A 22,947-nucleotide genomic window follows, 5' to 3' on the forward strand; every position below is an offset into this window, starting at 1 on the left:
CGGATCAGACATCGCGTCGTCGCCCGGGTGGACGACTGGAACCCGATCTCCGCTCGTCCACTCGAACCCGGCCGCCGATCACTCCCGAAAAGTGATCTGTCGGCACAGCGCCGCCTACCCGAACCTGAGATCCATGCTTACCCTGCAGCCCTCCCGTGCGCTTTCGCGTACCCACAGCCGCCCCGAATCGGTTGTGGAATCATGACCGGCCTCGGCCGCGACATCGGCCAGACCCGCCGTGCCGCGTTCCCCGTGCCGGTGCGATCAGCGCAGGCGGAGTGGGCGGATCCAGGCGATCGGGTGGGCGGCGCCTCCGGAGTCGGCTGGGCGGTGCGCTACCGGCGCCGCCTCCTGGCCACGGACGCGATCATCGTCACCCTGAGCGTCGTCGTCGCCTCCTTCGTTGAGGCGTTCCGCGAGGGCCTCGACAAGACCGCGGCCGGCATCGCCGCGGCCGCTCCCGAGTCGGTCTTCGAATCGATCGGCTACCCCGTCGGGATCGGCGTCCTCTGGGCGCTCTGCCTGGCCGTCCACCGGACCCGCGACCTCGCCGTCGTCGGGACCGGCGCCGCCGAGTACAAGCGCGTCGTCAACGCCACCGTCCTGACGTTCACCGTGATCGCCCTGATCATCTCGATCACCGGCCACCAGAGCATGCGGGCGTACTTCTTCGTCGCGCTGCCCGGGGGTGCGCTCGGCCTCATCGCGTCGCGCTTCACCCTCCGCCGGTGGCTCGTCCGCCAGCGCACGATGGGCAACTACCTGTCCCGCGCCGTCGTCGTCGGAAGTCGCGCCGACGTCCGCTACGTCATCGACCGCATCGACGAGAAGCCCGGCGCGCTCTACGACGTCGTCGGAGCCGTCGTCGACGACGAGGACGTGTCCGGCATCTCCATCGGTCGACGCGTCGTCCCCGTGGTCGCGGGCCTCGACGACGTCTCTCGGGCCGTCTGGCGGATGAACGTCGAGAGCGTGATCGTCGCCGGCGATCCCCGCCACGGCACCGACTACCTCCGCGACCTCGGCTGGAGCCTCGAGGGTCGGGCGACGGAGCTCGTGATCGCCTCGCGGCTCGCGAACGTCGCCGGTCCCCGGATCCACTTCCGTCCCGTCGAGGGCCTTCCCCTGATGCACGTCGAGCTGCCGCAGTTCGACGGGCCGAAGCACCTCATGAAGCGCGCCACGGACGTCGTCCTGTCCGGGATCGCCGTCCTCCTGGCCCTTCCCGTGCTCGCCGTCATCGCGATGCTGGTGCGTCTCGACAGCGACGGCCCGGTCCTCTTCCGTCAGGAGCGCGTCGGTCGCGACGGCCAGCGCTTCACGATGCTGAAGTTCCGCACGATGGTCGTCGACGCGGAGGAGCGCCTCGCCGCGCTGCAGTCGCAGTCCGAGGGCGCCGGCCTCCTGTTCAAGATGCGCGACGACCCGCGGGTGACCCGGGTCGGCCGGATCCTGCGCCGCTACTCGCTCGACGAGCTGCCCCAGCTGTTCAACATCCTCGGCGGCTCGATGAGCATCGTCGGACCGCGCCCGCCGCTCCCCCGCGAGGTCGAGGGCTACGCCGATCACGTCCACCGCCGCCTCTACATCAAGCCCGGACTGACCGGGATGTGGCAGGTGAACGGACGCAGCGACCTCAGCTGGGAGGAGAGCGTCCGCCTCGACCTCTACTACGTCGAGAACTGGTCGATGACCGTCGACTTCGTCCTGATGTGGCGCACCGTGAAAGTCATCCTGAAACCGACGGGAGCCTACTGATGAGCGAATCGACGACCGAGCGAGAGATCGACCGCCCCGTCACCCGGCACGGCGCTCGTCGCAGCCGCGTCCTTGTCGTGCACTCCTCGGACGAGATGTACGGGTCCGACCGCATCGTCCTCGAAGTGGTCTCCGAACTCGTCTCCACGGACGACCTCGACGTGACGGTCTGGCTCCCCACCGACGTGGAGCCCGGCCGTCTCGGCCCGCTGCTCAGCGAGCTCGGCGCGAGGGTGGAGCGGCACCCGCTCCCCATCCTGCGCCGCATGAAGCTGACGCCGGGAGGCTTTCTCCGCCTCGGACGCGATGCCGTCCGGACGCTGGCCCGACTCCAGGGACGCCACTTCGATCTCGTCTACTGCGCCACGAGCGCCTGTCTCCCCGTCGCCCCGCTGGCCCGCCTCGTCGGGATCCGCCGGGTCGTCGGTCACCTCCAAGAACCATGGGGTGCGAAGGACCGGGTAGGTCTTCGCCCCCTGGCGCGCGCGTGCACGGCCCTCGTGGCCGTCTCGCGCTCGGTCCTCGGCGCGTCGGGTCTCGCCGAGGACGCGCGGGCGGTGGTGGTACACAACGGGGTACCCCACCGCTCGCGTGATCTTCCCGCCGAGGCTCCGGCGCACCCGCGACCGCACTACGTCGTCGCCAGCCGCTGGAACCCGCACAAGGGCCACGCGACCCTCCTCCGGGCCTGGGAGAAGGCAGGATGCCCGGGCGAGCTCGTCATCCTCGGCGCCGCTCCCGAGGTGGGTCTCGGCGTCGACGTGCCCGAGCTCGTCGCCCGCCACGTGTCGCGGCCCGAGACCGTCGTCGTCGTCGGCGAGGTCGACGACGCCACCCCGTACCTGCAGGCCGCCGACGCCGTCATCCTGCCGACCGACACGCTCGAGGGCTTCGGCCTCGTCGCCGTCGAGGCCTTCAGCGAGGGTCGCGCCGTGATCGCCAGCCGCTCGGGCGGGCCCGAGGAGGTCATCCGAGAGGGCGAGACCGGCTGGCTGTTCGACTGCCGCGACGTCGATGCACTCGCCCACCTGCTGGCGTCCCTCGACGTCGCGACGCTCGCGGAGGCCGGCAAGCGCGCCCAGCAGGCGTACCTCGACGAGTTCACCCCCGAGCGCATGCGTCGTCGCATCAGCGCCGTCGTCGACGGCGAACTCCACGGTCGTGCCGCGGCACGGTCGCTGGCGGTGGCCTCGTGAGCGCCACCTCCACCTCCTCGCGGACACCGCAGGAGTCTTACTCGCAGTCCCTCGCCCGCCTCGCCTCCGCCCAGAAGTCGTCGAGCGGCGCCCCGGCGTACTCGCGCTTCGTCAACCGGCGCCTCGGGCGCTACTTGGCGGCCCTCGCCTACCAGCTCGGGGCGACGCCGAACCAGGTGACCGCCGTCAGCGCGCTGTTCACGTTCGCGGGCATCGCGGTGATCGCGTTCGTTCCCGTGTCGGTCCTCGGTGCCGTGGCCGTCGTGCTCCTGCTCGTCGCCGGTTACGCCCTCGACTCCGCCGACGGCCAGCTGGCGCGCCTCCGCGGAGGCGGCAGCCCGTCGGGCGAATGGCTCGATCACGTGATCGACGCGACCAAGATCGGCACGCTCCACCTGGCGGTGTTCCTGAGCTTCCTGCGCGCGCCCCAGGGCCGCGAGGCCGTCCTCGGCGTGCCGCTGGTCTACATGGTCGTGGCCGCCGTCGCCTTCTTCGCCATCGTGCTGACCGACCTCCTGCGCCGCGCCGAGAACGTGCGCACCGGCGTGCCGACGCGCGGGAGCCGCTCGACCAGCGCCCTCTACTCCCTCGCCGTCGTGCCGACCGACTACGGCCTGATGTGCCTGTCGTTCATCCTGCTGGCCTGGCCTCTCGGCTTCACGGTCGTCTACCTGGCGTTCTTCGCCGCCAACACGCTCTACCTCGTGCTCGCGCTCCCGAAGTGGTTCCGTGAGCTCAAGGGCCTCGGCGAGCTGCCCTCCCGCGAGGACCGCCCGTGACCGGCCCCGCGCGGGACCGGTCGGGCATCTTCGACGTCGCGGCGCAGCTGCGCCGGCGCTGGGCCGTGCTCGCAGGATCCGCGCTCATCGGCCTCGTCGTGGGCGTCGCGGCCCTCCAGGTCGTGCCCCGCGGGACCGCGCCGGTCGACGCGCCCAACGCCGTCGTGGCCGTCGTCCTGCTCGTCTTCGTGGCCCTCGGCATCGCGGGAGGGGCCGTCGTCGGGCTCGTGCTCGTCCACCTCCACCCGAGGGTCACGACCGTCGACGACGTCCGCCGCGTGACCGGTCTGCCGGTCGTCGCGCTCCTGCCCGCCGCGACCATCGACCCGGACGACGTCGACGACAGCGCCTTCGGCCAGCGGGGGTCGTCGCGCCGCATGCGCACGTCCCTCCGCGAGGGTCTGCTCAACACGCGAGCCCTCTTCGGCGGCGCCCTGCCCGAGCGGATCGTCATCGCCCGCACCGACAGCGTCGCCGAGACCTCCGGCGTCGACGCGGGCCTCGCCCGCGCTCTCGTCGAGAGCGGGTACGTCCCCGCGCTCGTGCGCACCGACTTCGAGAGCAGGATGCTCGCCGGCGAGTCACCCCTCGTCGAGGAGCCCCTCGGCCAGACGACACGCCCGGACTCGCACGGCTACGAGCGTCTCGGCGTCAGCGACCGCGTCTCCTCCGCGCGGCCCGCGGACCGCCTCCACGAGGTCGACCGGTTCCTCGGCGCCCTCGGGGAGCGCTACGACGTCACGGTCTCGCAGGCCGCCAGCAACTCGCTCCCCGTCCCGCTCCGGAGCATCGCTCCCGCGGCCTCGGCCGTGCTCCTCGTGGTCCGGTCCAACCGGACGACGGTGGAGTCGCTCGTGTCGCTCTACGCCGAGCTGATCGCCCTCGACGTCGAGCCGCTCGGCGTCGTGATGACCGCGGTCGCTCCGCGCCACCGTGTTCTGCTGCGCCGCACGTGGATGCCCACCGACTTCCGAGACGCCTCCGCGGGCTCACGGGTCGAGACGTCGTTCCGCGCCGCGTCCTCGGCTCCCGCCCCGGTGCCCGCTCCGGTGCGCAGCGGCTTCTCGATCGCCGACCTCGCGCGACCCCTCGACGACAGGAAGGATCCGTCATGACGTCTCTTACCCCCTCCTCCCCCCGGGTCGGCTACGCCGCCGGCGCGTACGACCTGTTCCACATCGGCCACCTCAACCTGCTCCGCCACGCGAAGAGCCAGTGCGACGAGCTGATCGCCGGGGTGGTCTCCGACGAGATGCTCCAGCTCACCAAGAGCATGTCGCCGATGGTGCCCCTCGCGGAACGCCTCGAGATCGTCAGCCACATCGACTTCGTCGACCGCGCCTACGCCGAGACCGTGCCGGACAAGCTCGACGTGTGGCGGGAGCTCCGCTTCGACGTGTTCTTCAAGGGCGACGACTGGCGCGGCACGGAGAAGGGCCTGCGGCTCGAGCGGGAGTTCGCCGCCGTCGGGGTCGAGGTCGTGTACTTCCCCTACACGATGTCGACGTCGAGCACCGTCCTCCGCCGAGCCGTCTCTCGGCTCGACGACGCCGACGCGGCGTCCGCGGGCGGTCGGTAGCGACTCCGGCGGGTTCGCCTCGCGCCCGGGTTCGCCTCGCGCCCGGGTTCGCCTCGCGCCCGGCGCCGTCTCGTGGTCGGCATCGTCTCGTCGTCGGCTTCGTCTCGTGGTCGGCATCGTTCCTCCACAGGCGGCGCTGGCGCGCAGGATGCCCGGGGCCCTGTGGAGAACAGCGTCGCGCCTCGCCCCCGTGACCGATGCTCGTCGCATGACACTCACCGCACCCTCCAACGCCTCCCGCCCCGTCGCGTCGTCGTCCCCGTCGTCGTCTCCCTCTTCAGGGTCCTCCTCGGCGATTCCTTCTCCGTCGCCCGACTCCTCGACCTTCGACTCCCACCGACCGCTGTCCACGCGCTGCGACCTCGACGCCCGCGTCCGGCAGCTGGTGCCGTGCGCCGTGCAGCGGCAGCTGTGGCTCCTGCTGCTCGACGCCGACGACGTGCAGCTCCCGGTCATGGTCCCCCTGGGTGACATCCCCCTCCGGGGAGGCAGCGCCGACGGCGAGGGTCTGATCGAGATGCTGCGCTCGCTCGCGCGCGAGTTCGCGGCGGCGTCCTTCGTCTTCATCCTGGAGCGCCCCGGTCCGCCGTCACCGCGCTACGACGACCGCCTCTGGCTGACGATGCTGCTCACCATCGGTCCGACCGAGACGTTCGGCGTCCGGGCGGCCTTCCTGGCCCACGACGCCGGGATCACCGGCTACGACGTCGGCGATCTGCCCGATCTCGCCCCCGCTCCGACTGCCGGGTGCGGCGCCTCCGCATCCCGGGCGCTCGTGCAGGACGAATGCTGCGCCCGCTGTGCACCGGGCGCCGACGTCCGGCCGATTCAGGCGTCCTCGGACGAGTCCCGGTGCCGCCACCAGGCCGTCTCGGCGAGTTCCTTCGAGGTGTAGACCCCGAGCGGGTGCCGCTCCGACTCGACGAGAGACCACGCGGTGAGCTTGTATCCGCGCGCGAAGGCCTCGACGAGCGCCTCGGGCGGGCTCGAGTCGTGCCGGCGGACGAGCCAGCTGTCGGGTCCGCTTTCGTCGAGCATCCTGCGATCGTACTGGCTGGGCGCGGGGTCGCCCTCTGCGGTGGGCGACCGGCCTGGTCGGCGCCCGGGTCGCTGCACTTTCGTGTCGGCCCCGGCGGCGGGCGGCCCCGCGCGCGCTGCGATTCCACGTTTTGCCACGTGGGCGGAATGTGAGCGGCGTGTTGTGGAGTCTCGCGGGGTGGGGCGTGGCCGCGTGTGGCCGACGCGTGTTGCGACTCCACGTTTTGCCACGTGGGCGGAGGCTGAGCGGCGTGTTGTGGAGTCTTGCGGGGTGGGGCGTGGCCGCGTGTGGCCGGCGCGTGTTGCGACTCCACGTTTTGCCACGTGGGCGGAATGTGAGCGGCGTGTTGTGGAGTCTCGCGGGGTGGGGCCCGGCGGCGCGGGGCCCGGGCGTGCTGCGACTCCACGTTTTGCCACGTCGGTGGAACGTGAGCGGCGTGTTGTGGAGTCTCGCGGGGTGGGGCGTGGCCGCGTGTGACCGATGCGTGCCGCGACTCCACGTTTTGCCACGTCGGTGGAACGTGAGCGGCGTGTTGTGGAGTCTCGCGGGGTGGGGCGTGGCCGCGTGTGACCGATGCGTGCCGCGACTCCACGTTTTGCCACGTGGGCGGAAGCTGAGCGGCGTGTTGTGGAGTCTCGCGGGGTGGGGCCCGGCGGCGCGGGGCCCGGGCGTGCTGCGACTCCACGTTTTGCCACGTCGGCGCAAGGTGATCGGCGTGTTGTGGAGTCTCGCGGGGTGACCGGCGGCGACCGGCGCCGGGGCAGGGGCAGGGGCGGGGCCGCGACCGCGCTAGCGGCGGCTGCCGATCCGGCCGCGGAGCACGTCGATCCGCTTCTGGATCTGCTCCGTGGAGGCCTGAGCGACGGCGGGGCCGCCGCTGATCCGGCGCAGGTCGGCGTGGATCGTGCCGTGGGGTTCGTTCGAGTGGCGCGACCAGATCGAGACGAGGCGGCTGAGCTCCTGCCGCTGCTCCTTGATGGTCTGGTAGAGCGGCCGGGCCTCCTGCACGACCTGCGTCGGCAGACCCGTCTTCGGGGCGCGTTTCGCGCGGCCCGCCTGGGTGGCCTGGCGCTGACGGAGGAGGTCGCGCACCTGGTCGGGCTCCAGGAGCCCGGGGATGCCGATGAAGTCGAGCTCCTCCAGGCTGCCGATCTCGCCGCCGGAGCCGAACTCTCCGCCGTCGTAGAGGACGCGGTCGAACGAGGCCTGCGCGTCGAGGGCCTCGAACGGCTGCTGCTCGAGAAGGCTGGACGCCTTCTCCTCGCGGTTGGCCTCGGCGACGAGGGCGTCCTCCTCGGGGGTGAAGAGCCCGTCGTCGGCGTCGGTGGGTCGGTCGAGGGCGTGGTCGCGTTCGAGCTCGAGTTGTCCGGCGAGAGCCATGAGGCTCGGGACGCTCGGAAGGAAGATCGATGCGGTCTCTCCGCGGCGTCGGGCACGGACGAACCGGCCCACCGCCTGGGCGAAGAAGAGCGGCGTGGAGGCGCTGGTGGCGTAGACGCCGACGGCCAGCCGGGGGACGTCGACTCCCTCGGAGACCATTCGGACAGCGACCATCCAGCGGCTGTCGCCGTCGGAGAACGCCTGGATCCGGTCGCTCGCGGCCTTCTCGTCGGAGAGGACGACCGTCGGTCGCTCCCCCGTGAGCCGGGTGAGGATCGTCGAGTAGGCGCGTGCGGCCGTGTGGTCGGTCGCGATGACGAGGCCGCCGGCGTCGGGGACGCCGCGCCGGACCTCGGTGAGCCGCTTGTCGGCGGCCGACAGCACGGCCTGCATCCAGTCGCCCTGCGGGGACAGGGCCGTTCGCCAGGCCTGCGCGGTGATGTCTTTGGTGACGGCTTCGCCGAGCGTGGCGCTCATCTCGTCGCCCATCCGGGTGCGCCAGCGCATGGCTCCGGCGTAGGCCATGAACAGGACGGGGCGCACGACGCCGTCGGCGAGGGCCCGACCGTACCCGTAGGAGTAGTCGGACTGCGAGGTGCGGATGCCGTGCTCGTCGGGCGCGTACTGGACGAACGGGATCGGAGCCGTGTCGGAGCGGAACGGGGTACCAGTGAGGGAGAGCCGTCGGGTCGCTCGGCCGAACGCCTCGCGGATGCCGTCGCCCCAGGTGAGGGCGTCGCCGCCGTGGTGGACCTCGTCGAGGATGACGAGGGTGCGCCCCGCCTCCGTGATGGCCCGGTGGACCTCGGGCTTCATCCCGACCTGCGCGTAGGTGATCGCGACGCCGTGGTAGTGCCGCCCGAAGGTGCCGTCGCCGTTCTTGAACATCGGGTCGAGCCGGAGGTTGACGCGGTCGGCGGCGTCGGCCCACTGGCGCTTGAGGTGCTCCGTCGGGGCGACGACGACGACGCGGTCGATCTCACCGCGCGAGAGGAGCTCGGTCGCGAGGCGGAGGGCGAAGGTCGTCTTGCCGGCGCCGGGTGTCGCGGCGGCGAGGAAGTCGCGCGGCGACGTCGCGAAGTACTTCTCCAGCGCCTCGGCCTGCCAGGCGCGCAGCTTGCCCGCGGTGCCCCAGGCGGCCCGCTCGGGGAAGGCGGGCGAAAGGTGCTCGGCGGCCGAGTTCCCGGCGGAGACGCCCGCGGATTCGACGGACTCCGCCTGGCCCAGATCGGGGCCCTGCGGCTCGTCGGGAGGGGTTGTGCTGGCGATGCTCACTTCGCCCGATTCTACTCGGGGCGCCACGGCGGCTCCGACACGTCCGGGGTGTTGCGGGGAACGACGGGGGCCTGCGCCGGAGCCTCGGGCGTGTCGCGACGCTCGGGCCGCGTGCCGCGCGACAGGCGCTTGGTCGACGTGCCCAGGAGGCTCGCGGACGTCACGCTCCCGGGGCCGAAGCGGGCGCGAAGGGCGTCCATCGTCGTCTCCGCCTCGCGCCAGTCGGCGTCGTCGTCCCAGAGCCCCACGGCTCCGGAGGAGCCGCCCTCGAGCGTCAACTGCTCGAGCCGCACGCCGACCAGGCGGATCGGCGTCAGCTGCTTGCCGGAGGCCTCGTAGACGCCGCGCACCTCCTCGTAGATGCGGCGACCGAGGTCGGTCGGCTCGGCGAGCGTCTTCGAGCGCGTGATCGTCGTGAAGTCGCCGAAGCGCAGCTTGAGCACCACCGTGCGCCCGGACGCGCCCGCCGCGCGGAGTCTCCTGCCGACCTGGTCGCTCAGCCGGAAGAGCTCGCGCCGGATCTGGTCGGCGTCGGCCACGTCGTGCTCGAACGTGACCTCGTGACCGACGCTCTTCTCGTCGACCCTCGTCTCGATCCGCCGGGGGTCGCGCCCCCACGACAACGCGTGGATCTTCGCCCCGCCCGCCTGCCCGATGGCGCGCTGCAGGAACTCGAGGGGCGCGTGCGCGACGTCGCCGATGGTCGCGAGGCCGTAGCCCCGCAGCACCTCTTCGGTGCGACCACCGACGCCCCAGAGCGCCCCGATGGGCCGAGGGTGGAGGAACGCGATCGTCTCGTCGTGCGGGACGATGAGCAGCCCATCGGGTTTCGCGACGCTCGACGCGAGCTTCGCGACGAACTTCGTCGACGCGGCCCCGATGCTGCAGTGCAGTCCCGTCTCGGCGAAGACACGGCGGCGGAGCGCCGTCGCGATCTCGAAGGTGGAGCCCAGGAGCCGCCGGGAACCGGTCACGTCGAGGAACGCCTCGTCGATGCCCAGGCGCTCGACGAGCGGGGTGACGTCGTCGAACATCGACATGACGACCGACGAGAAGTGCCGGTAACGCTCGAAGTGCGGTTCGAGGACGATCGCCTGGGGACAGCGCCGAAGGGCGACGGCCATCGGCATCGCGGAATTGACGCCGTACTTGCGGGCCTCGTAGGTGGCCGCCGTGACGACCGACCGCTGCGAGCGATGACCCACGACGACCGGCAGGCCGACCAGCTCGGGGTGCTCCAGCAGCTCGACGGAGGCGAAGAAGGCGTCCATGTCGACGTGCAGGATGCCCGCCGTCGCGTCGTCGGTCGCGTACGCCGTGACCTGCCGACCGCTGCCGTCCTGTTTGCTCACCCGCCGCCTCCTTCGAGACCATGCTCACACGAGCCACCGACACCCGTGAGCACGAGCCACCGACCCCCGCGAGACGACGGAGCAGGGTCCCGCCGACGCCGCGGGGGACGCCGGAGCCTCGCCTACAGCGGCCCGAGCAGCCTCTGCGCCACGGTGGCGTGCGCCGAGTCGGTCGACGACGGGTGGAACCGTCCCGCCAGCACGTCGCGGTACAGCCGTCCCAGCTCGGTGTCGGCCCGGAAAGACGACCCGCCCGCGATCGTGATGGCCTGGTCGACGACGCGCGCGGCGGTCTCGGTGGCGCGCACCTTGAGGCCGACGAGCCTCGGGAACCAGTCCGCTCCGTGATCGACGAGGGCGTCCACATCCTGCGCTACGCGGTCGACCTGAGGTTCGAGGCCGTCGACGTCGATGGCGGCGTCCGCGACGCGCCACCGGACGACGGGATCGAGGGCCAGCGAGGCGCCACCGGCCCGCCGCGAGGTGCGCGCGGAGGCGGCGTCGACCGCGAGTCGGAGGGCCCGGCGGGCGATGCCCCGGTAGACGGCGGCGATGAGCGTCTCGAAGGCGGCGAAGATCCCGAACACGAGCGGATCCGCGCTCGGGCCGACGGGCAGGACGCGGACGATCCGCGAAGCGGCGACCGGCGCGCCGTCGAGCACCGTCGTGTGGCTCTGCGTAGCCCGCATGCCCACCGTGTCCCAGTCGCCGAGCGAGCGGTGCCCCGGGTCGTCGCGCCGGAGGAAGCCGTGCACGATCGTGGGTGCCGCCTCGTCGGAGTCGTCGCGGCCGAAGACGCCGAGCCGCGTCCACACGGGAGAGAGCGAGGTGAAGATCTTCGTGCCCGTGAATCGGTAGCCGCCGTCTCCTGCGGGCTCGGCGCGGGTGACCGAGTCGAACAGCACGAGGTCGTTGGACGGTTCGCTCACCCCGAAGGCGAACACCTCCCCGGCGGCCGCGTCGTCGAGGACCAGCCCCAGCGAGTCGTCTCCGCGGGCCCTCAGGATGCTCGCCGTCGCGGTCCAGACGAGGTGCATGTTGACCGCGAGGGCCGTCGCGGGTGCCGCCTCGGCCAGCCGGCTCTGGAGTCGGGCGATATCCTCGAGGCCGAGCCCCGAGCCTCCTGCGGCCACGGGAACGGCGAGACGCAGGTAGCCGAGGGCGCGCAGCTCCTCGAAGTCCTCGGTCGGGAATTCGTTGCGCTCGTCGTACCCCGCGGCTCGCGAGCGGAAGCGCTCGAGGAGCGCGTCGTCGAGGAGGAGGGTCGGGTCGACAGGGGCGATGGTCACCCGACCACGCTATGCCGAAGGCGTACCGTTGGGAACATGGCTCGTCTTCATCCGTGGTCCCGCTACGTCGCCATCGGCGACTCGTTCACCGAAGGGGTCGGCGATCCCGAGCCCCGCGTCCCCGGAGGCATGCGCGGCTGGGCCGATCGCACGGCCGAGGTGCTGGGCTCGTCGACGGACGACTTCGCCTACGCCAACCTCGCGATCCGGGGCCGGCTCCTGCAGCAGATCATCGACGAGCAGACGGACGCGGCCCTGGAGCTCCGCCCCGACCTCGTCACCGTCTCGGCCGGCGGCAACGACATCATCCGTCCCGGCACCGACCCCGACGAGGTCGCCTCCCGCCTCGAGGGGCTCGTCGCCCGCCTCGGTGCCGACGGCGCGACGGTCGTCCTGTTCACCGGCCCGGACATCGGGCAGACGCCCGTGCTGGGGCGGATCCGCGGCAAGGTCGCGATCTACAACGAGAACATCCACACGATCGCGCTCCGTCACGACGCCGTGGTCGCCGACATGTGGGCTCTCCGCGAGCTCGCCGACAGCAGGATGTGGGCGCCCGACCGCCTGCACTTCTCGCCGCTCGGCCACCACACGATCGCGCGCATGGTCCTGTCGTCGCTCGCCGTCGAGAACGACCTCCAGCCCTACGAGCTCCCGCCCGCGGAACCGCAGCTGTGGCGCGCGGCGCGGCGCGAGGACATCGGCTGGGCCCGGGAGTACCTCGTGCCGTGGGTGCTCCGGCGGGTCCGGCACCAGTCGTCGGGCGACGGCCGGTCCGCCAAGCGTCCCACGCCGCTCGCGGTCTTCCTGGGCGACGACAGGGCGGAGTGACGCCTCCTCTCGCGCCGGGCGTCAGCCGAGCTGCGGGTTCGTGATGCGCCACCACGCGGTCGGCGCCGTCAGGGCGCGGTCGAGCCGGAGCGGCACGGCGACCTTCTCCCCCGCGATCGCCACGTCGAGCGTTCCGACGCGCTCGCCGGCAGTCCCCGAGCGCAGCCGCTCGGTCGAGACCTCCGTCGAGATCGCAGGAGCCCCGTACACGAGCCGCGAGACGGTCGCGTCGGCCTCGGCCCGTGCCGTCGCGCCCCACTTCGTCGAGTAGGTCCCGACGACGTCGCCCTTCTTCACCGGGGTGACGGTCCGGAACCCGGCCCTGACGGAGGCCAGCAGCCTCCGGACGTCGGTGTCGAGGGAGTCGTGGTCCTTTCCGCCGAGCATCACCCCGACGATGGTCACCTCGCGCCCCGCGATCGTCTCGCGGGAGGCGAACAGGAGGCAGGCGCCCGCCTCGTCGAGGGTGCCGGTCTTGATCCCCTCGACGCCGTCGACGCCGAGCAGCCGGTTGGAGTTGGTGACGACCCCCACGCCCGGGATCGACACGCGCTCGGTGGCCACGATGGCCTTCACGTCGGGGTTCTGGAGGGCGAGGGTGCCGAGGCGGACGAGATCGGCGGCGGTGCTCCTGTTCCTCGGGTCGAGGCCCGTGGGCTCGACGAGCGTCGTGTTCGAGAGGTGGTTCTCCCGGAGCCAGGTGCGGGTCGCGGCGACGAACTGGTCGTTCGACCCGAAGGCCCAGGCGGAGAGCGCCCCGGCGTAGTTGTTCGCCGACTTGATGAGCGCGACCTGGAGCGTCTGCCGCTCGCTCAGCCGCGCACCCGTCGCCATCGGTGCGACCTCGCCGTTCTTCGCGAGGTAGGTGTCGTAGAGCGCGTGGTCGGCCGCGGTGAAGGTGATCGTCGGCCCGGACCCGCCCCGGAGGGGCCGCTTGTCGAGCACGACGAGCGCGGTCACGATCTTGGAGATCGACGCGATCGAGCGCGGTCTCGTGTCTCCGGAGGTGGTGAGGCTGTCGTCGAAGCCGAGGGCCTCGACGCCGGTCGCCCCGTAGGTCGGGAAGGTCGGGTCGACCGGGGACGAGGACGGTGGAGCGGGCGAGGTCACGGAGGCGGCGGCGGTCGGCGGCGGTGCCAGGAGCGTCGCCGGGAAGTAGACCGCCGAGGCGACCACGACGACGGCGAGGAGCGCCCCGACGAGCCGGCGCCGCACCCGGTGGGCGCCGGAGCCCGACCGGCTCACGCCTCGGCTCCTGCGGAGGGGGTGGCGCCGACGCGGAGCGCCCACAGCGCGACGGCGGAGGCGGCCGCCACGTTGAGGCTGTCGACGCCGTGGAGCATCGGGATGGTGACGACGCGGTCGGCGGCCCGGAGCGCGTTCGTCGACAGGCCGTCGCCCTCGGTGCCGAACAGGAGCGCGACGCGCTCGGGTGGATCGGCCGCGTAGGCGTCGAGGGTCACCGCGTCGTCGCTGAGGGCAAGCGCCGCGATCTCGAAGCCGGCCGCCCGGAGCAGGTCGCTGCCCTCCGGCCAGTCCGGCAGGCGGGTCCACGGCACCTGGAGAACCGTCCCCATGCTGACGCGGACGCTCCGCCGGTAGAGCGGATCGGCGCAGCGGGGGGTGACGAGGACCGCGTCGGCGCCGAGACCCGCGACGGCGCGGAAGATCGCGCCCACGTTGGTGTGGTCGACGATGTCCTCCAGGACGACGACGCGCCGGGCATCCTGCAGGATCTCGGCCACCGTCGGCAGGGCCGGACGGTGCATGGACGCCAGGGCGCCCCGGTGGAGGTGGTACCCCGTCAGCTGCTCGAGGAGCGCAGGCTCCCCCACGAAGATGTCGCCGTCGAACTCGCGGACGAGAGGCTCGATGTCGGCCAGCCACTTCTCGCCGAGCAGGATCGAGCGCGGCCGATGCCCGGCCGCGAGGGCCCGGGAGATGACCTTCGACGACTCGGCGATGTAGAGGCCGTCCTCCGGTTCGCGCTTGCGACGCAGGGCGACGTCGGTGAGTCGCGAGTAGTCGTCGAGCTCCGGCCGATCGAGGTCGGAGATGGGGGTGATGCGCACGGCACGCTCCAGGAGGAGACCCCGGCGCAGCGACGGTCGGAGGACCACGCACAGGAGTCGGAAACATATCGGAAAGAGACGTTGTTTAGGCTAACGTCACCCGCCTTTGAGGAGCACCACCCATGCCGGACCCAGCCACCACCCACGTCGCAGGGCCTCCCGCCGACCACGGAGCCGCCCTCGACCGAGGTCTCGACGAGGCCGTCGCCGTCCTCCGGGGCCGCCGCGTCGCTGTCCTGACGGGCGCCGGCGTCTCCACCGACTCCGGGATCCCCGACTACCGAGGCGAGGGGGCACCGGTCCGGCACCCCATGACGTTCCAGCAGTTCGTGGCGAGCGAGGAGCGCCGCAAGCGCTACTGGGCGGGCAGCCACCTTGGCTACCGCGCGTTCGCGTCGGCTCGGCCCAACCCGGGGCACCGGGCGCTCGCGGCGCTCGAGGAGGCGGGCATCACCAACGGCGTCGTCACGCAGAACGTCGACGGCCTCCACCTGCGGGCAGGATCCGCGCGCGTCGTCGACCTGCACGGCACCGTCGACCGCGTGGTCTGCCTCGACTGCGGGCAGGAGTTCGCCCGCGACACGATCGCCGCGCGCATGGCCCTCGAGAACCCGTGGCTCGAACACCCCGAGGAGGTGCGCCTCAACCCGGACGGCGACGTCGAGGTCTCCGACATCGACTCCTTCGAGGTGCCCGCGTGCACCGTGTGCGGCGGCGTCCTGAAGCCCGACGTGGTCTTCTTCGGCGAGTTCGTCCCGGTGGAGCGCTTCGCCGAGGCGAAGGCGATGGTGCAGGGCGCCGAGGCGCTGGTGATCGCGGGGTCGTCGCTGGTCGTGAACTCCGGCATCCGGCTCCTGGAGGCGGCCCTCCGCCGCAAGGCGGCGGTGGTGATCGTCAACCGGGGCGTCACCAAGGGCGACGCCCGGGCCAGCGTTAAGCTGAACGCCGGCACGTCGGAGACTCTGGCGCGCCTTCTCGAACGGCTCGTCGACGCGTAGTCCCCCCGCAGCGCGACGCCGCCGCGGAAAGGACGACACCCGATGACCCTCCTCTACCTGGTGCGACACGGCGAGACCGACTGGAACAGGGCGCGCAGGATCCAGGGCGCCACCGACATCCCCCTCAACGACCTCGGTCGCGAGCAGGCCCGAGCCGCGGCCGATCTCCTCTCGCGCCGCCGCTTCGACCGGGTCGTCGCGAGCCCGCTGGTCCGCGCCCACGAGACGGGGGCGATCATCGCTTCGCGCCTCGGCCTCCCCGAGCCGACTCCGGCGCCCGGCATGGTCGAGCGCAGCTACGGCGAGGCGGAGGGCCTGACCTTCCAAGAGGTGGAGGCCCGATTCCCGGACGGCACGGAGGTGCCGGGTCGCGAGAGCCGGGCCGACCTCCTCGTGCGCGTGGAGCGCTCGCTCCTCGAGATCGCCCGGGAGGCCGCCGGCCGGTCCGTCGTCGTCGCCACCCACGGAGCGGTGATCCGCGCGATCGTCAGCCACGTGGCTCCCGACGAGGAGGTGGCCGTCGGCGTACCGATCCGCAACGGTTCGATCCACTCGTTCGAGGTGGTCGACGGGGCTCTCGCCCTGGTCACCTTCGACGACCCGATCGAGGTCGAGTCGGAGGCCGCCGGGCGCTACGCGTTCGACTACCAGAACGCCCTGGAGGGCCGAGGCGACCTCTGAGCGCTTCGGCGGCTCCTGTCAGCGCGGCGCGCGGCCGACGCGCTCCAGCACCTCCAGGAGGGCCTGGGCCGAGGTCTCCCAGCTGAACGAGGACGCCTGATCGATCGAGGCCGCGCTCCTCCGGTGCCACTCCCCCGGCGCCTCGAGGAGCCGGACCGCCTCGGCGATCGCGCGGGGCGACTCCTGGTCGAAGTAGATCGCGGCGTCGCCGCCGATCTCGCGGAAGATCGGGATGTCGCTCGCGAGGGCGGGCGTGCCGACGCTCATGCCCTCGATGAGCGGGATGCCGAAGCCCTCGGCCCGCGAGGCCGACACGACGGCCGTGGCACCGAGCAGGGTCTCGAAGTACTCCTCGTCGCTCGACCCGCCGTGGAAGACCAGCGACGACGCCGGTGCGAGGCTCTCGAGCGTCTCGCGCTCGCGCTCGCTCACACGGCTCATCAGGTGCAGCCGGTACCCGTCGAGGAGCGGGAGAGCCCTGGCCAGGGTCTGGACGTTCTTGTAGGGCATGAACGAGCCCATGTAGACGAGGTCCCGGCTCCGGGGCCCGTCGCGCTCGGGGACCTCGACGGGCGAGGGATCGGCCGCGTTCGTGACGACCGTCACCCGGCGTCGGGTGAGGTGGTGCTCCGCGATCTCGCTCGCCGTCGTGCGGCTCACGGTCACGACCTCGTCCGCGCGGTTCAGCAGCAGCCGCTGGGGCCACCACGCGAGGTGGTAGAGCCGCCAGAGCAGCCGGATCGGGGCCGCGAACTCCGGCGGCGGCGTGCGGTTGGTGTAGTAGATCAGGTCGTGCAGGGTCAGCACGAGGCGGTAGCGCCGCCCCAGGGATCCCATCGTCTGCATCGGCGACCAGACGACGTCCGGACGGAGCCGGTTCACCTGCAGGGCGACGAGGGGCTCCAGGATGCTCGTGGGCGCCGAGACCAGCCGGTGCGGCGCCTCCGGCAGCTTGTCGAGCTGCCGCACGTCGCTGATCAGCATCGTGACCTCGTGCCGCTCGGCGAGGGCCCGGACCACCCCCGCGGTGAACCGGGAGATGCCGTCGTGGCGGCCCACCCGCACGTAGCGGCAGTCGACGACGATGCGCAGGGCGGGAGGCGTCATCGGAGGAAGTCCTCGATCGCGATCGCCGCCTCCCGCGGCTTCTCGTAGTGGATGAGGTGGCCGACACCGTGGATCACGTCGAGCTGCGCGTCGGAGAACAGCGTCTGCAACGTGTACTGCGCCGGCAGCGCCGTGATGTCGTCGCGGTCCGCCGCCACCAGGAGCACCGGAACGTCGATGCGCGACGCGTACGTCGACACGTCGCTCGACACGCTCGCGCGGAACGCTTCGAGAACCACCTGGCGGGACGCGAACCTCGAGAAGTAGCTGTCGTGCTGGTCGTGGATCCACGCCCGGAGCGAGGTCGACCTCGTCTTGGCCATGGCGACGCTCGCGACGCGGGTGACGATTCGGCTGCGGAGAGCCGCCTGCCCGATCCGCTCGGGGAGCGCCGCGCCCGCCCAGTAGTAGAAGACCGCGAGGCGCGTCAGCACCCCCCGCGGACCCTGGAGCGCAGGAGCCGCGATCGGGTTCACGAGGATCAGCTTCGCCGCGCGCACCCCCTGCGCCAGCGCCGCCGCCGACACGATCGAGCCGAAGGAGTGCCCCAGTACGACGACCGAGTCGCGGGCGGACCCGGCGGTCCGCTCGAGGAAGCCGTCGAGCCACGACGCGTACGTGGCGACGCTGTGCTCGCGGCCCGGGAGAGCCGGCGACTCGCCGAAGCCGGGGAGATCCGGGGCGAGCACGCGGATCCTGCCCTCGGCCACGCCGTCGAGGAACGCCACGACCGGCTCGAGACCGTGGTGCTCGCCGCGGAAGCCGTGCACGGCCACCAGGGTCAGCGGGGCGTCGTCGCTGCCGTAGACCCAGTAGTGCGCCGTGGTGCCGAAGACGTCCACGGCGCGCCGCACCGTCGGGATGGCCGAAAGACGCGCGGCGTAGGGCGATTCGACGGTGGGCTCGGGGGAAGTCGGGGCACTCACCCGGCCAGTCTAGGGACGTGACCCCGCGTGTCCCGGCCCGGCGGAGGGCGAGTGTGAACGTCGGGGCCGCGGGCGGTTGTAGCGTTGGTGGGGTCCAGACCGTCCGGTGACACCCCCACTCATCGAGGAGACAGGTGAGCTTTACCGCCCCCATCCAACTGCCCGGCCTCACCCTCGACCCCCAGTGGTATCGACGCAGCGTCTTCTACGAGGTGATGGTGCGCTCCTTCGTCGACAGCAACGGCGACGGTGCGGGCGACATCGCGGGGTTGGCCTCGAAGCTCGACTACCTGCAGTGGCTCGGCGTCGACGCCCTCTGGATGCCGCCGTTCTTCCAGTCGCCCCTCCGCGACGGCGGCTACGACATCTCCGACTACAAGGCGATCCTGCCCGAGTTCGGGACCCTCGACGAGTTCCGCGACCTCGTCACGAAAGCGCACGAGCGCAATATGCGCATCGTCATCGACATGGTGATCAACCACACCTCCGACGCGCACGAGTGGTTCCAGCAGTCCCGCGAAGATCCGGACGGCCCCTACGGCGACTTCTACGTCTGGAGCGACACCGACGAGAAGTACGAGAACATCCGCATCATCTTCGTCGACACCGAGGAGTCCAACTGGACCTTCGACCCGGTCCGACGCCAGTTCTTCTTCCACCGCTTCTTCTCGCACCAGCCCGACCTCAACTACGAGAACCCGAAGGTGCACGAGGCGATCTACGACGTCATCCGGCACTGGCTCGACCTCGGCGTCGACGGCATCCGACTCGACGCGATCCCCTACCTCTACCAGTCCGACGAGGGCAACGGCGAGGGCGAGCCCGAGACGCACGAGTTCGTCAAGCGCCTTCGCACGATGGTCGACGAGGAGTACCCGGGCCGGATCATGATCGCCGAGGCCAACCAGTGGCCCCGCGAGGTCGCCGCGTTCTTCGGCACCGAGGAGGAGCCCGAGTGCCACATGGCGTTCGACTTCCCCGTGATGCCGCGCATCTTCTACTCGCTGCGCTCGCAGAGCGCCGGCGAGCTGACGCGGATCCTCTCCGAGACGACCGACGTCCCCGAGTCCGCCGGCTGGGGCGTCTTCCTGCGCAACCACGACGAGCTCACGCTCGAGATGGTCTCGGAGGAGTACCGGCAGGCGATGTACGGCTGGTACGCCTACGACCCCCGGATGCGGAGCAACATCGGCATCCGGCGTCGCCTCGCACCCCTGCTCGACAACTCCCGGGCCGAGCTGGAGCTCGTGCACGCGCTGCTCTTCTCGCTCAAGGGGTCGCCGTTCCTCTACTACGGCGACGAGATCGGGATGGGCGACAACATCTGGTTGAACGACCGCGACGCGTCGCGCACGCCGATGCAGTGGACCCCCGACCGCAACGCCGGGTTCTCGACCGCCGACCCCGGGAAGCTCTACCTCCCGGTCGTCCAGTCGCTCGTCTACAACTACGCCCTGGTCAACGTCGAGAGCCAGCTCGCGCAATCGCGATCGCTGCTCCACTGGATCCGCAACGTCATCCACGTGCGGAAGGCGCACCCGACCTTCGGCCTCGGCACGATGACGGTGCTCCCCACCGACCACGAGTCGGCGCTCGCCTTCGTCCGGTCGTACGCCGGATCCGGCACCCAGTTCGGCGACTCGGCGGAGGACGTCCTGTGCGTCTTCTCCTTCGCGCACAACCCGGCGTCCGTCACCATCACCGAGCCCCGGTTCGCCGGTCGCACCCTCTACGACCTCTTCGGAGGCGGGACCTTCCCGTCGTTCGACGACGAGGGGCGGGTGACGCTCACGATGGGCACGCAGGCCTTCTTCTGGTTGCACGTCGGCGGTCCCGCGGCGCCGACGGTGCTGGCGGCTCTGCCTCCGGTCGGAGATGTCGGTGGCGGGCTCTAGGCTTTCCGCGTGAGTGAATCGGCCGTGATCCTGCCTCCGGGCGCCCTGCCCTCATCGTGGTGGAAGGCCCTCGGCGTCTTCGACCTCGAGACGACCGGCATCGACGTCGAGACGGCGCGGATCGTCACCGCCCACGTCGGCCTGATCGACGCCACGGGCGCGTCGATCGCGCACGGGGAATGGCTCGCGGATCCCGGGGTCGAGATCCCGGAGCAGGCGGCCGCGGTCCACGGCGTCTCGACCGAGCAGGCCCGAGCCGAGGGGCGGCCGGCCGCGGAGGTCGTCTCCGAGATCCTCGAGGCCGTGCGGGCCGTCTTCGCGCGCGGCGTCCCCCTCGTGATCTACAACGCGCCCTACGACCTCACCCTCCTCGACCGGGAGGCGCGACGCCACGGGCTCGAGCCTCTCGACCTCTCGACGGGCACGGTCGTCGATCCGCTCGTGATCGACAAGGCCGTCGACAAGTGGCGGAAGGGCAAGCGGACCCTCGAGGCCGCCGCCGTCTTCTACGAGGTCGTGCTCGACGACGCCCACAACGCCGGGGCCGATGCCATCGCCGCGGGCCGGGTCGCCCAGGCCATGGCGAAGCGGTACCCCGACCGGCTCGACATCCCGGCGACCGACCTCCACTCGCTGCAGGTCGGTTGGTGCGGCGAGCAGGCCGCGAGCTTCCAGGAGTACATGCGACGGAAAGACCCGACGTTCACCACGTCGGGCGCGTGGCCCGTGCGTCCGCTCTGAGCGCACTCCGCCCGACGCTCCCCCCGCCCGACGCTCCCCCCGCCCGACGCTCCCCCCGATCGCACACGGCTTCCCCCGCAAACGACTGGACCCGTCAAACGACTGAACCCTCGTGTTCGGCCGGCGCGGTGGTCCTAGGACCACCCGCACGGCCGAACACGAGGGTTCAGCAGGGGTGCGAGGCTGTTACGCCTTGCCGCCGAAGTTCTTGAAGCGCTGGTTGAACTTCTCGACGCGACCGGCCGAGTCGAGGATGCGCTGCTTGCCCGTGTAGAACGGGTGCGACGCGGACGAGATCTCGACGTCGATGACGGGGTACGTGGCGCCGTCGAGCTCGATCGTCTTGTCGCTGGTCGCGGTGGAGCGCGTGAGGAACGTCTCACCCGACGCGAGGTCGCGGAACACGATCGGGTTGTAAGCGGGGTGCGTATCGGTCTTCATGGGGTTCCTCAGAGTCTCAGGGTGCGCTGGTTTTTGCCAGCGCGGAATGGGTGGCCAGGGCCAACTGGAGAGCTTACCAGAGCGGCGCACAGGAACTGAAGAGGTCGCCCTGTGCAAGCATGGATGCCCGTGAGCACCAGACCAGAGACCGACGTCGAGCCGGAGAACGACACCCGTTTCTTCGGACAGCCCCGTTCCCTCGCGACCCTCTTCGGGGTCGAGCTGTGGGAGAGGTTCTCCTTCTACGGAATGCAGGGCATCCTGCTGCTCTACCTGTTCACCTCGACCGCGCAGGGCGGCCTCGGCATCGACCAGGCCACCGCCGCGGGCATCGTCGGTGCCTACGGCGGCGGGGTGTACCTCTCGACCGTCCTCGGCGCCTGGATCGCGGACCGTCTGCTCGACGCGCAGCGCACGCTCCTCGGCAGCGCCACGATCGTCATGCTCGGCCACATCGCCCTCGCCCTGCTCCCGGGCGTGTCGGGTGTGACGGTGGGCCTCATCCTGATTGCCGTCGGCTCCGGCGGGCTCAAGGCGACGGCGACGAGCCTCGTGGGATCCCTCTACGGCGAGCAGGATCCCCGCCGCGACGCCGGCTTCTCGCTCTACTACCTCGGCGTGAACCTCGGCGCGTTCTTCGGGCCGCTGCTCACGGGCCTACTGCAGGTGACCTGGGGCTTCCACGTCGGCTTCGGCCTCGCCGCGATCGGCATGGCTCTCGGCCTCGCGCAGTACGCGGTGGGCCGCAGGAACCTCCCGGCCGTCTCGCGCCGCCTGCCGAATCCCCTTCCGCGGCGACTGCTCCCCCGCGCCGTGGCCGCCGCCGCCGTGGGCGTCGCGGCCGTCGTCGTCCTCGTGGCGACCGGCGTCATCACCGCTTCGAACCTGGCCGTGATCGTCATCGCGGTGACGGCCGTCGCGGCGGTGGCCTACTTCGTCGTCATCCTCTCGAGCCGCTCCGTCGCGCCGGACGAGCGCAGTCGCGTGGTCGCGTTCATCCCGCTCTTCCTGGCGAGCACGGTCTTCTGGTCGATCTATCAGCAGCAGTTCACCGTGATCACGATCTACTCCGCGGAACGTCTCGACCGGTCCGTCCTCGGGTGGGAGTTCCCGGTCGCGTGGGTGCAGTCGATCAATCCCGTCTTCATCATCGTGCTCTCGGGCGTGTTCGCGGCGCTCTGGACCCGGCTCGGGCCGCGTCAGCCGTCGACGCCGGTGAAGTTCGGACTCGGGACCCTCGTCGTGGGACTCGGCTTCCTGCTGTTCCTGCCGTTCACGGGGACCGGGCCGCACGGGACGCCCGTGGTCGCCCTGGTGGGTATCCTGCTCGTGTTCACCGTCGCGGAGCTCCTGCTCTCGCCCGTCGGGCTGTCGGCCTCGACGAAGCTGGCACCGGCTGCGTTCCGGACCCAGATGGTGGCGCTCTTCTACCTGTCCGTCGCGCTGGGGTCGGCGATCTCCGGTCAGCTCGCCGGGCTCTACGCCACCGGCTCGGAGGTGCCGTACTTCGGCGTTCTCGGAGTCGTCGCCATCGCGGCGGGCGCGGTTCTGCTCCTGCTTTCGCGGCTCGTTCTGCGGCTCATGCGCGGGGTCCGCTGAGGCGGCTCC

The 22,947-nt window shown here is 71.5% G+C and carries 21 protein-coding genes; 12 read left to right on the forward strand and 9 right to left on the reverse strand.

The window, feature by feature from the left end; all coding sequences use genetic code 11:
• The first annotated feature begins 201 nt into the window (after nt 1-201).
• The 6 genes from AS850_RS06900 (at nt 202) to AS850_RS06925 (ending at nt 6,207) form a co-directional block, all read left to right on the forward strand.
• On the forward strand, nt 202-1,758 hold the full coding sequence (locus tag AS850_RS06900; protein ID WP_119868443.1) for a sugar transferase: 1,557 nt from the start codon (nt 202-204) through the stop codon (nt 1,756-1,758).
• On the forward strand, nt 1,758-2,954 hold the full coding sequence (locus AS850_RS06905; RefSeq protein ID WP_119868444.1) for a glycosyltransferase family 4 protein: 1,197 nt from the start codon (nt 1,758-1,760) through the stop codon (nt 2,952-2,954). The genes AS850_RS06900 and AS850_RS06905 overlap by 1 nt, the downstream gene beginning before the upstream one ends.
• A complete protein-coding gene (locus AS850_RS06910; RefSeq protein WP_119868445.1) occupies nt 2,951-3,733 on the forward strand; it encodes a CDP-alcohol phosphatidyltransferase family protein in 783 nt (260 codons plus the stop codon). Before AS850_RS06905 ends, AS850_RS06910 begins: the two co-directional genes overlap by 4 nt.
• Nucleotides 3,730-4,848: a CpsD/CapB family tyrosine-protein kinase gene (locus tag AS850_RS16485; protein ID WP_164088409.1), complete on the forward strand. Its 1,119-nt coding sequence runs from the start codon at nt 3,730-3,732 to the stop codon at nt 4,846-4,848. The genes AS850_RS06910 and AS850_RS16485 overlap by 4 nt, the downstream gene beginning before the upstream one ends.
• Nucleotides 4,845-5,312, forward strand: a complete 468-nt coding sequence (locus AS850_RS06920) for an adenylyltransferase/cytidyltransferase family protein (protein WP_119868446.1) — start codon at nt 4,845-4,847, stop codon at nt 5,310-5,312. The genes AS850_RS16485 and AS850_RS06920 overlap by 4 nt, the downstream gene beginning before the upstream one ends.
• 208 nt (nt 5,313-5,520) lie before the next feature.
• Nucleotides 5,521-6,207, forward strand: coding sequence for a hypothetical protein (locus tag AS850_RS06925; protein ID WP_119868447.1), 687 nt, complete (start codon nt 5,521-5,523; stop codon nt 6,205-6,207).
• Here the strand turns inward: AS850_RS06925 and AS850_RS06930 are convergent.
• The 4 genes from AS850_RS06930 to AS850_RS06945 all read right to left on the reverse strand — a co-directional run bounded on the left by AS850_RS06930 (nt 6,141) and on the right by AS850_RS06945 (nt 11,647).
• Entirely contained in the window at nt 6,141-6,350 is a 210-nt protein-coding gene (locus tag AS850_RS06930; protein ID WP_119868448.1) for a hypothetical protein, read from the reverse strand. The two genes, AS850_RS06925 and AS850_RS06930, sit on opposite strands and share 67 nt — an antisense overlap.
• Nucleotides 6,351-7,140: 790 nt before the next feature.
• Nucleotides 7,141-8,958, reverse strand: coding sequence for a DEAD/DEAH box helicase (locus AS850_RS06935; RefSeq protein ID WP_119870190.1), 1,818 nt, complete (start codon nt 8,956-8,958; stop codon nt 7,141-7,143).
• Between the two features lie 59 nt (nt 8,959-9,017).
• Entirely contained in the window at nt 9,018-10,358 is a 1,341-nt protein-coding gene (gene dinB / locus AS850_RS06940) for a DNA polymerase IV (protein ID WP_119868449.1), read from the reverse strand.
• Between the two features lie 122 nt (nt 10,359-10,480).
• Complete coding sequence (locus AS850_RS06945; RefSeq protein ID WP_119868450.1) at nt 10,481-11,647, reverse strand: acyl-CoA dehydrogenase family protein; 1,167 nt, start codon at nt 11,645-11,647, stop codon at nt 10,481-10,483.
• Nucleotides 11,648-11,683: 36 nt separating this feature from the next.
• Between AS850_RS06945 and AS850_RS06950 the strand changes: the two genes are divergently transcribed.
• Complete coding sequence (locus tag AS850_RS06950) at nt 11,684-12,478, forward strand: SGNH/GDSL hydrolase family protein (protein WP_119868451.1); 795 nt, start codon at nt 11,684-11,686, stop codon at nt 12,476-12,478.
• A 21-nt stretch (nt 12,479-12,499) separates the two neighbouring features.
• Here the strand turns inward: AS850_RS06950 and AS850_RS06955 are convergent, their stop codons facing one another.
• On the reverse strand, nt 12,500-13,723 hold the full coding sequence (locus AS850_RS06955; RefSeq protein WP_164088410.1) for a D-alanyl-D-alanine carboxypeptidase family protein: 1,224 nt from the start codon (nt 13,721-13,723) through the stop codon (nt 12,500-12,502).
• Entirely contained in the window at nt 13,720-14,550 is an 831-nt protein-coding gene (locus tag AS850_RS06960; protein WP_119870191.1) for a TrmH family RNA methyltransferase, read from the reverse strand. The genes AS850_RS06955 and AS850_RS06960 overlap by 4 nt, the downstream gene beginning before the upstream one ends.
• Before the next feature lie 122 nt (nt 14,551-14,672).
• On the opposite strand from AS850_RS06960, the gene AS850_RS06965 reads away from it, so the two are divergent.
• Nucleotides 14,673-15,548, forward strand: coding sequence for a Sir2 family NAD-dependent protein deacetylase (locus AS850_RS06965; RefSeq protein WP_119868453.1), 876 nt, complete (start codon nt 14,673-14,675; stop codon nt 15,546-15,548).
• A gap of 42 nt (nt 15,549-15,590) precedes the next feature.
• A complete protein-coding gene (locus AS850_RS06970; RefSeq protein ID WP_119868454.1) occupies nt 15,591-16,229 on the forward strand; it encodes a histidine phosphatase family protein in 639 nt (212 codons plus the stop codon).
• 18 nt (nt 16,230-16,247) lie between these two features.
• Here the strand turns inward: AS850_RS06970 and AS850_RS06975 are convergent, their stop codons facing one another.
• Both AS850_RS06975 and AS850_RS06980 read right to left on the reverse strand, forming a co-directional pair.
• Nucleotides 16,248-17,321 (reverse strand): glycosyltransferase family 4 protein, encoded by a 1,074-nt coding sequence (locus tag AS850_RS06975; RefSeq protein ID WP_119870192.1) that lies wholly within the window; start codon nt 17,319-17,321, stop codon nt 16,248-16,250.
• 11 nt (nt 17,322-17,332) lie between these two features.
• Nucleotides 17,333-18,262, reverse strand: a complete 930-nt coding sequence (locus AS850_RS06980; RefSeq protein ID WP_119868455.1) for an alpha/beta fold hydrolase — start codon at nt 18,260-18,262, stop codon at nt 17,333-17,335.
• 134 nt (nt 18,263-18,396) lie between these two features.
• On the opposite strand from AS850_RS06980, the gene treS reads away from it, so the two are divergent.
• The gene (gene treS, locus AS850_RS06985) at nt 18,397-20,157 is read left to right on the forward strand and encodes a maltose alpha-D-glucosyltransferase (RefSeq protein WP_119868456.1); all 1,761 of its coding nucleotides are present in this window, start codon (nt 18,397-18,399) and stop codon (nt 20,155-20,157) included.
• 9 nt (nt 20,158-20,166) lie between these two features.
• The gene (locus AS850_RS06990) at nt 20,167-20,898 is read left to right on the forward strand and encodes a 3'-5' exonuclease (protein WP_236940865.1); all 732 of its coding nucleotides are present in this window, start codon (nt 20,167-20,169) and stop codon (nt 20,896-20,898) included.
• Nucleotides 20,899-21,084: 186 nt separating this feature from the next.
• On the opposite strand, the gene AS850_RS06995 is transcribed toward AS850_RS06990, so the two are convergent.
• Complete coding sequence (locus AS850_RS06995; RefSeq protein WP_119868457.1) at nt 21,085-21,339, reverse strand: type B 50S ribosomal protein L31; 255 nt, start codon at nt 21,337-21,339, stop codon at nt 21,085-21,087.
• A gap of 123 nt (nt 21,340-21,462) precedes the next feature.
• On the opposite strand from AS850_RS06995, the gene AS850_RS07000 reads away from it, so the two are divergent.
• A complete protein-coding gene (locus tag AS850_RS07000) occupies nt 21,463-22,938 on the forward strand; it encodes an oligopeptide:H+ symporter (protein WP_119868458.1) in 1,476 nt (491 codons plus the stop codon).
• Nucleotides 22,939-22,947 lie beyond the last annotated feature (9 nt).

Origin of the sequence: Frondihabitans sp. 762G35 (assembly GCF_002074055.1) — a bacterium.
Taxonomy (GTDB): domain Bacteria; phylum Actinomycetota; class Actinomycetes; order Actinomycetales; family Microbacteriaceae; genus Frondihabitans.

What these genes read in the sequence shown, in the direction of transcription:
- AS850_RS06900 (WP_119868443.1), top strand. Translation starts at nt 202, where the DNA reads ATGACCGGCCTCGGCCGCGACATCGGCCAGACCCGCCGTGCCGCGTTC.
- AS850_RS06905 (WP_119868444.1), top strand. Translation starts at nt 1,758, where the DNA reads ATGAGCGAATCGACGACCGAGCGAGAGATCGACCGCCCCGTCACCCGG.
- AS850_RS06920 (WP_119868446.1), top strand. Translation starts at nt 4,845, where the DNA reads ATGACGTCTCTTACCCCCTCCTCCCCCCGGGTCGGCTACGCCGCCGGC.
- AS850_RS06925 (WP_119868447.1), top strand. Translation starts at nt 5,521, where the DNA reads ATGACACTCACCGCACCCTCCAACGCCTCCCGCCCCGTCGCGTCGTCG.
- AS850_RS06930 (WP_119868448.1), bottom strand. Translation starts at nt 6,350, where the DNA reads ATGCTCGACGAAAGCGGACCCGACAGCTGGCTCGTCCGCCGGCACGAC.
- AS850_RS06950 (WP_119868451.1), top strand. Translation starts at nt 11,684, where the DNA reads ATGGCTCGTCTTCATCCGTGGTCCCGCTACGTCGCCATCGGCGACTCG.
- AS850_RS06965 (WP_119868453.1), top strand. Translation starts at nt 14,673, where the DNA reads ATGCCGGACCCAGCCACCACCCACGTCGCAGGGCCTCCCGCCGACCAC.
- AS850_RS06970 (WP_119868454.1), top strand. Translation starts at nt 15,591, where the DNA reads ATGACCCTCCTCTACCTGGTGCGACACGGCGAGACCGACTGGAACAGG.
- AS850_RS06995 (WP_119868457.1), bottom strand. Translation starts at nt 21,339, where the DNA reads ATGAAGACCGATACGCACCCCGCTTACAACCCGATCGTGTTCCGCGAC.
- AS850_RS07000 (WP_119868458.1), top strand. Translation starts at nt 21,463, where the DNA reads ATGCCCGTGAGCACCAGACCAGAGACCGACGTCGAGCCGGAGAACGAC.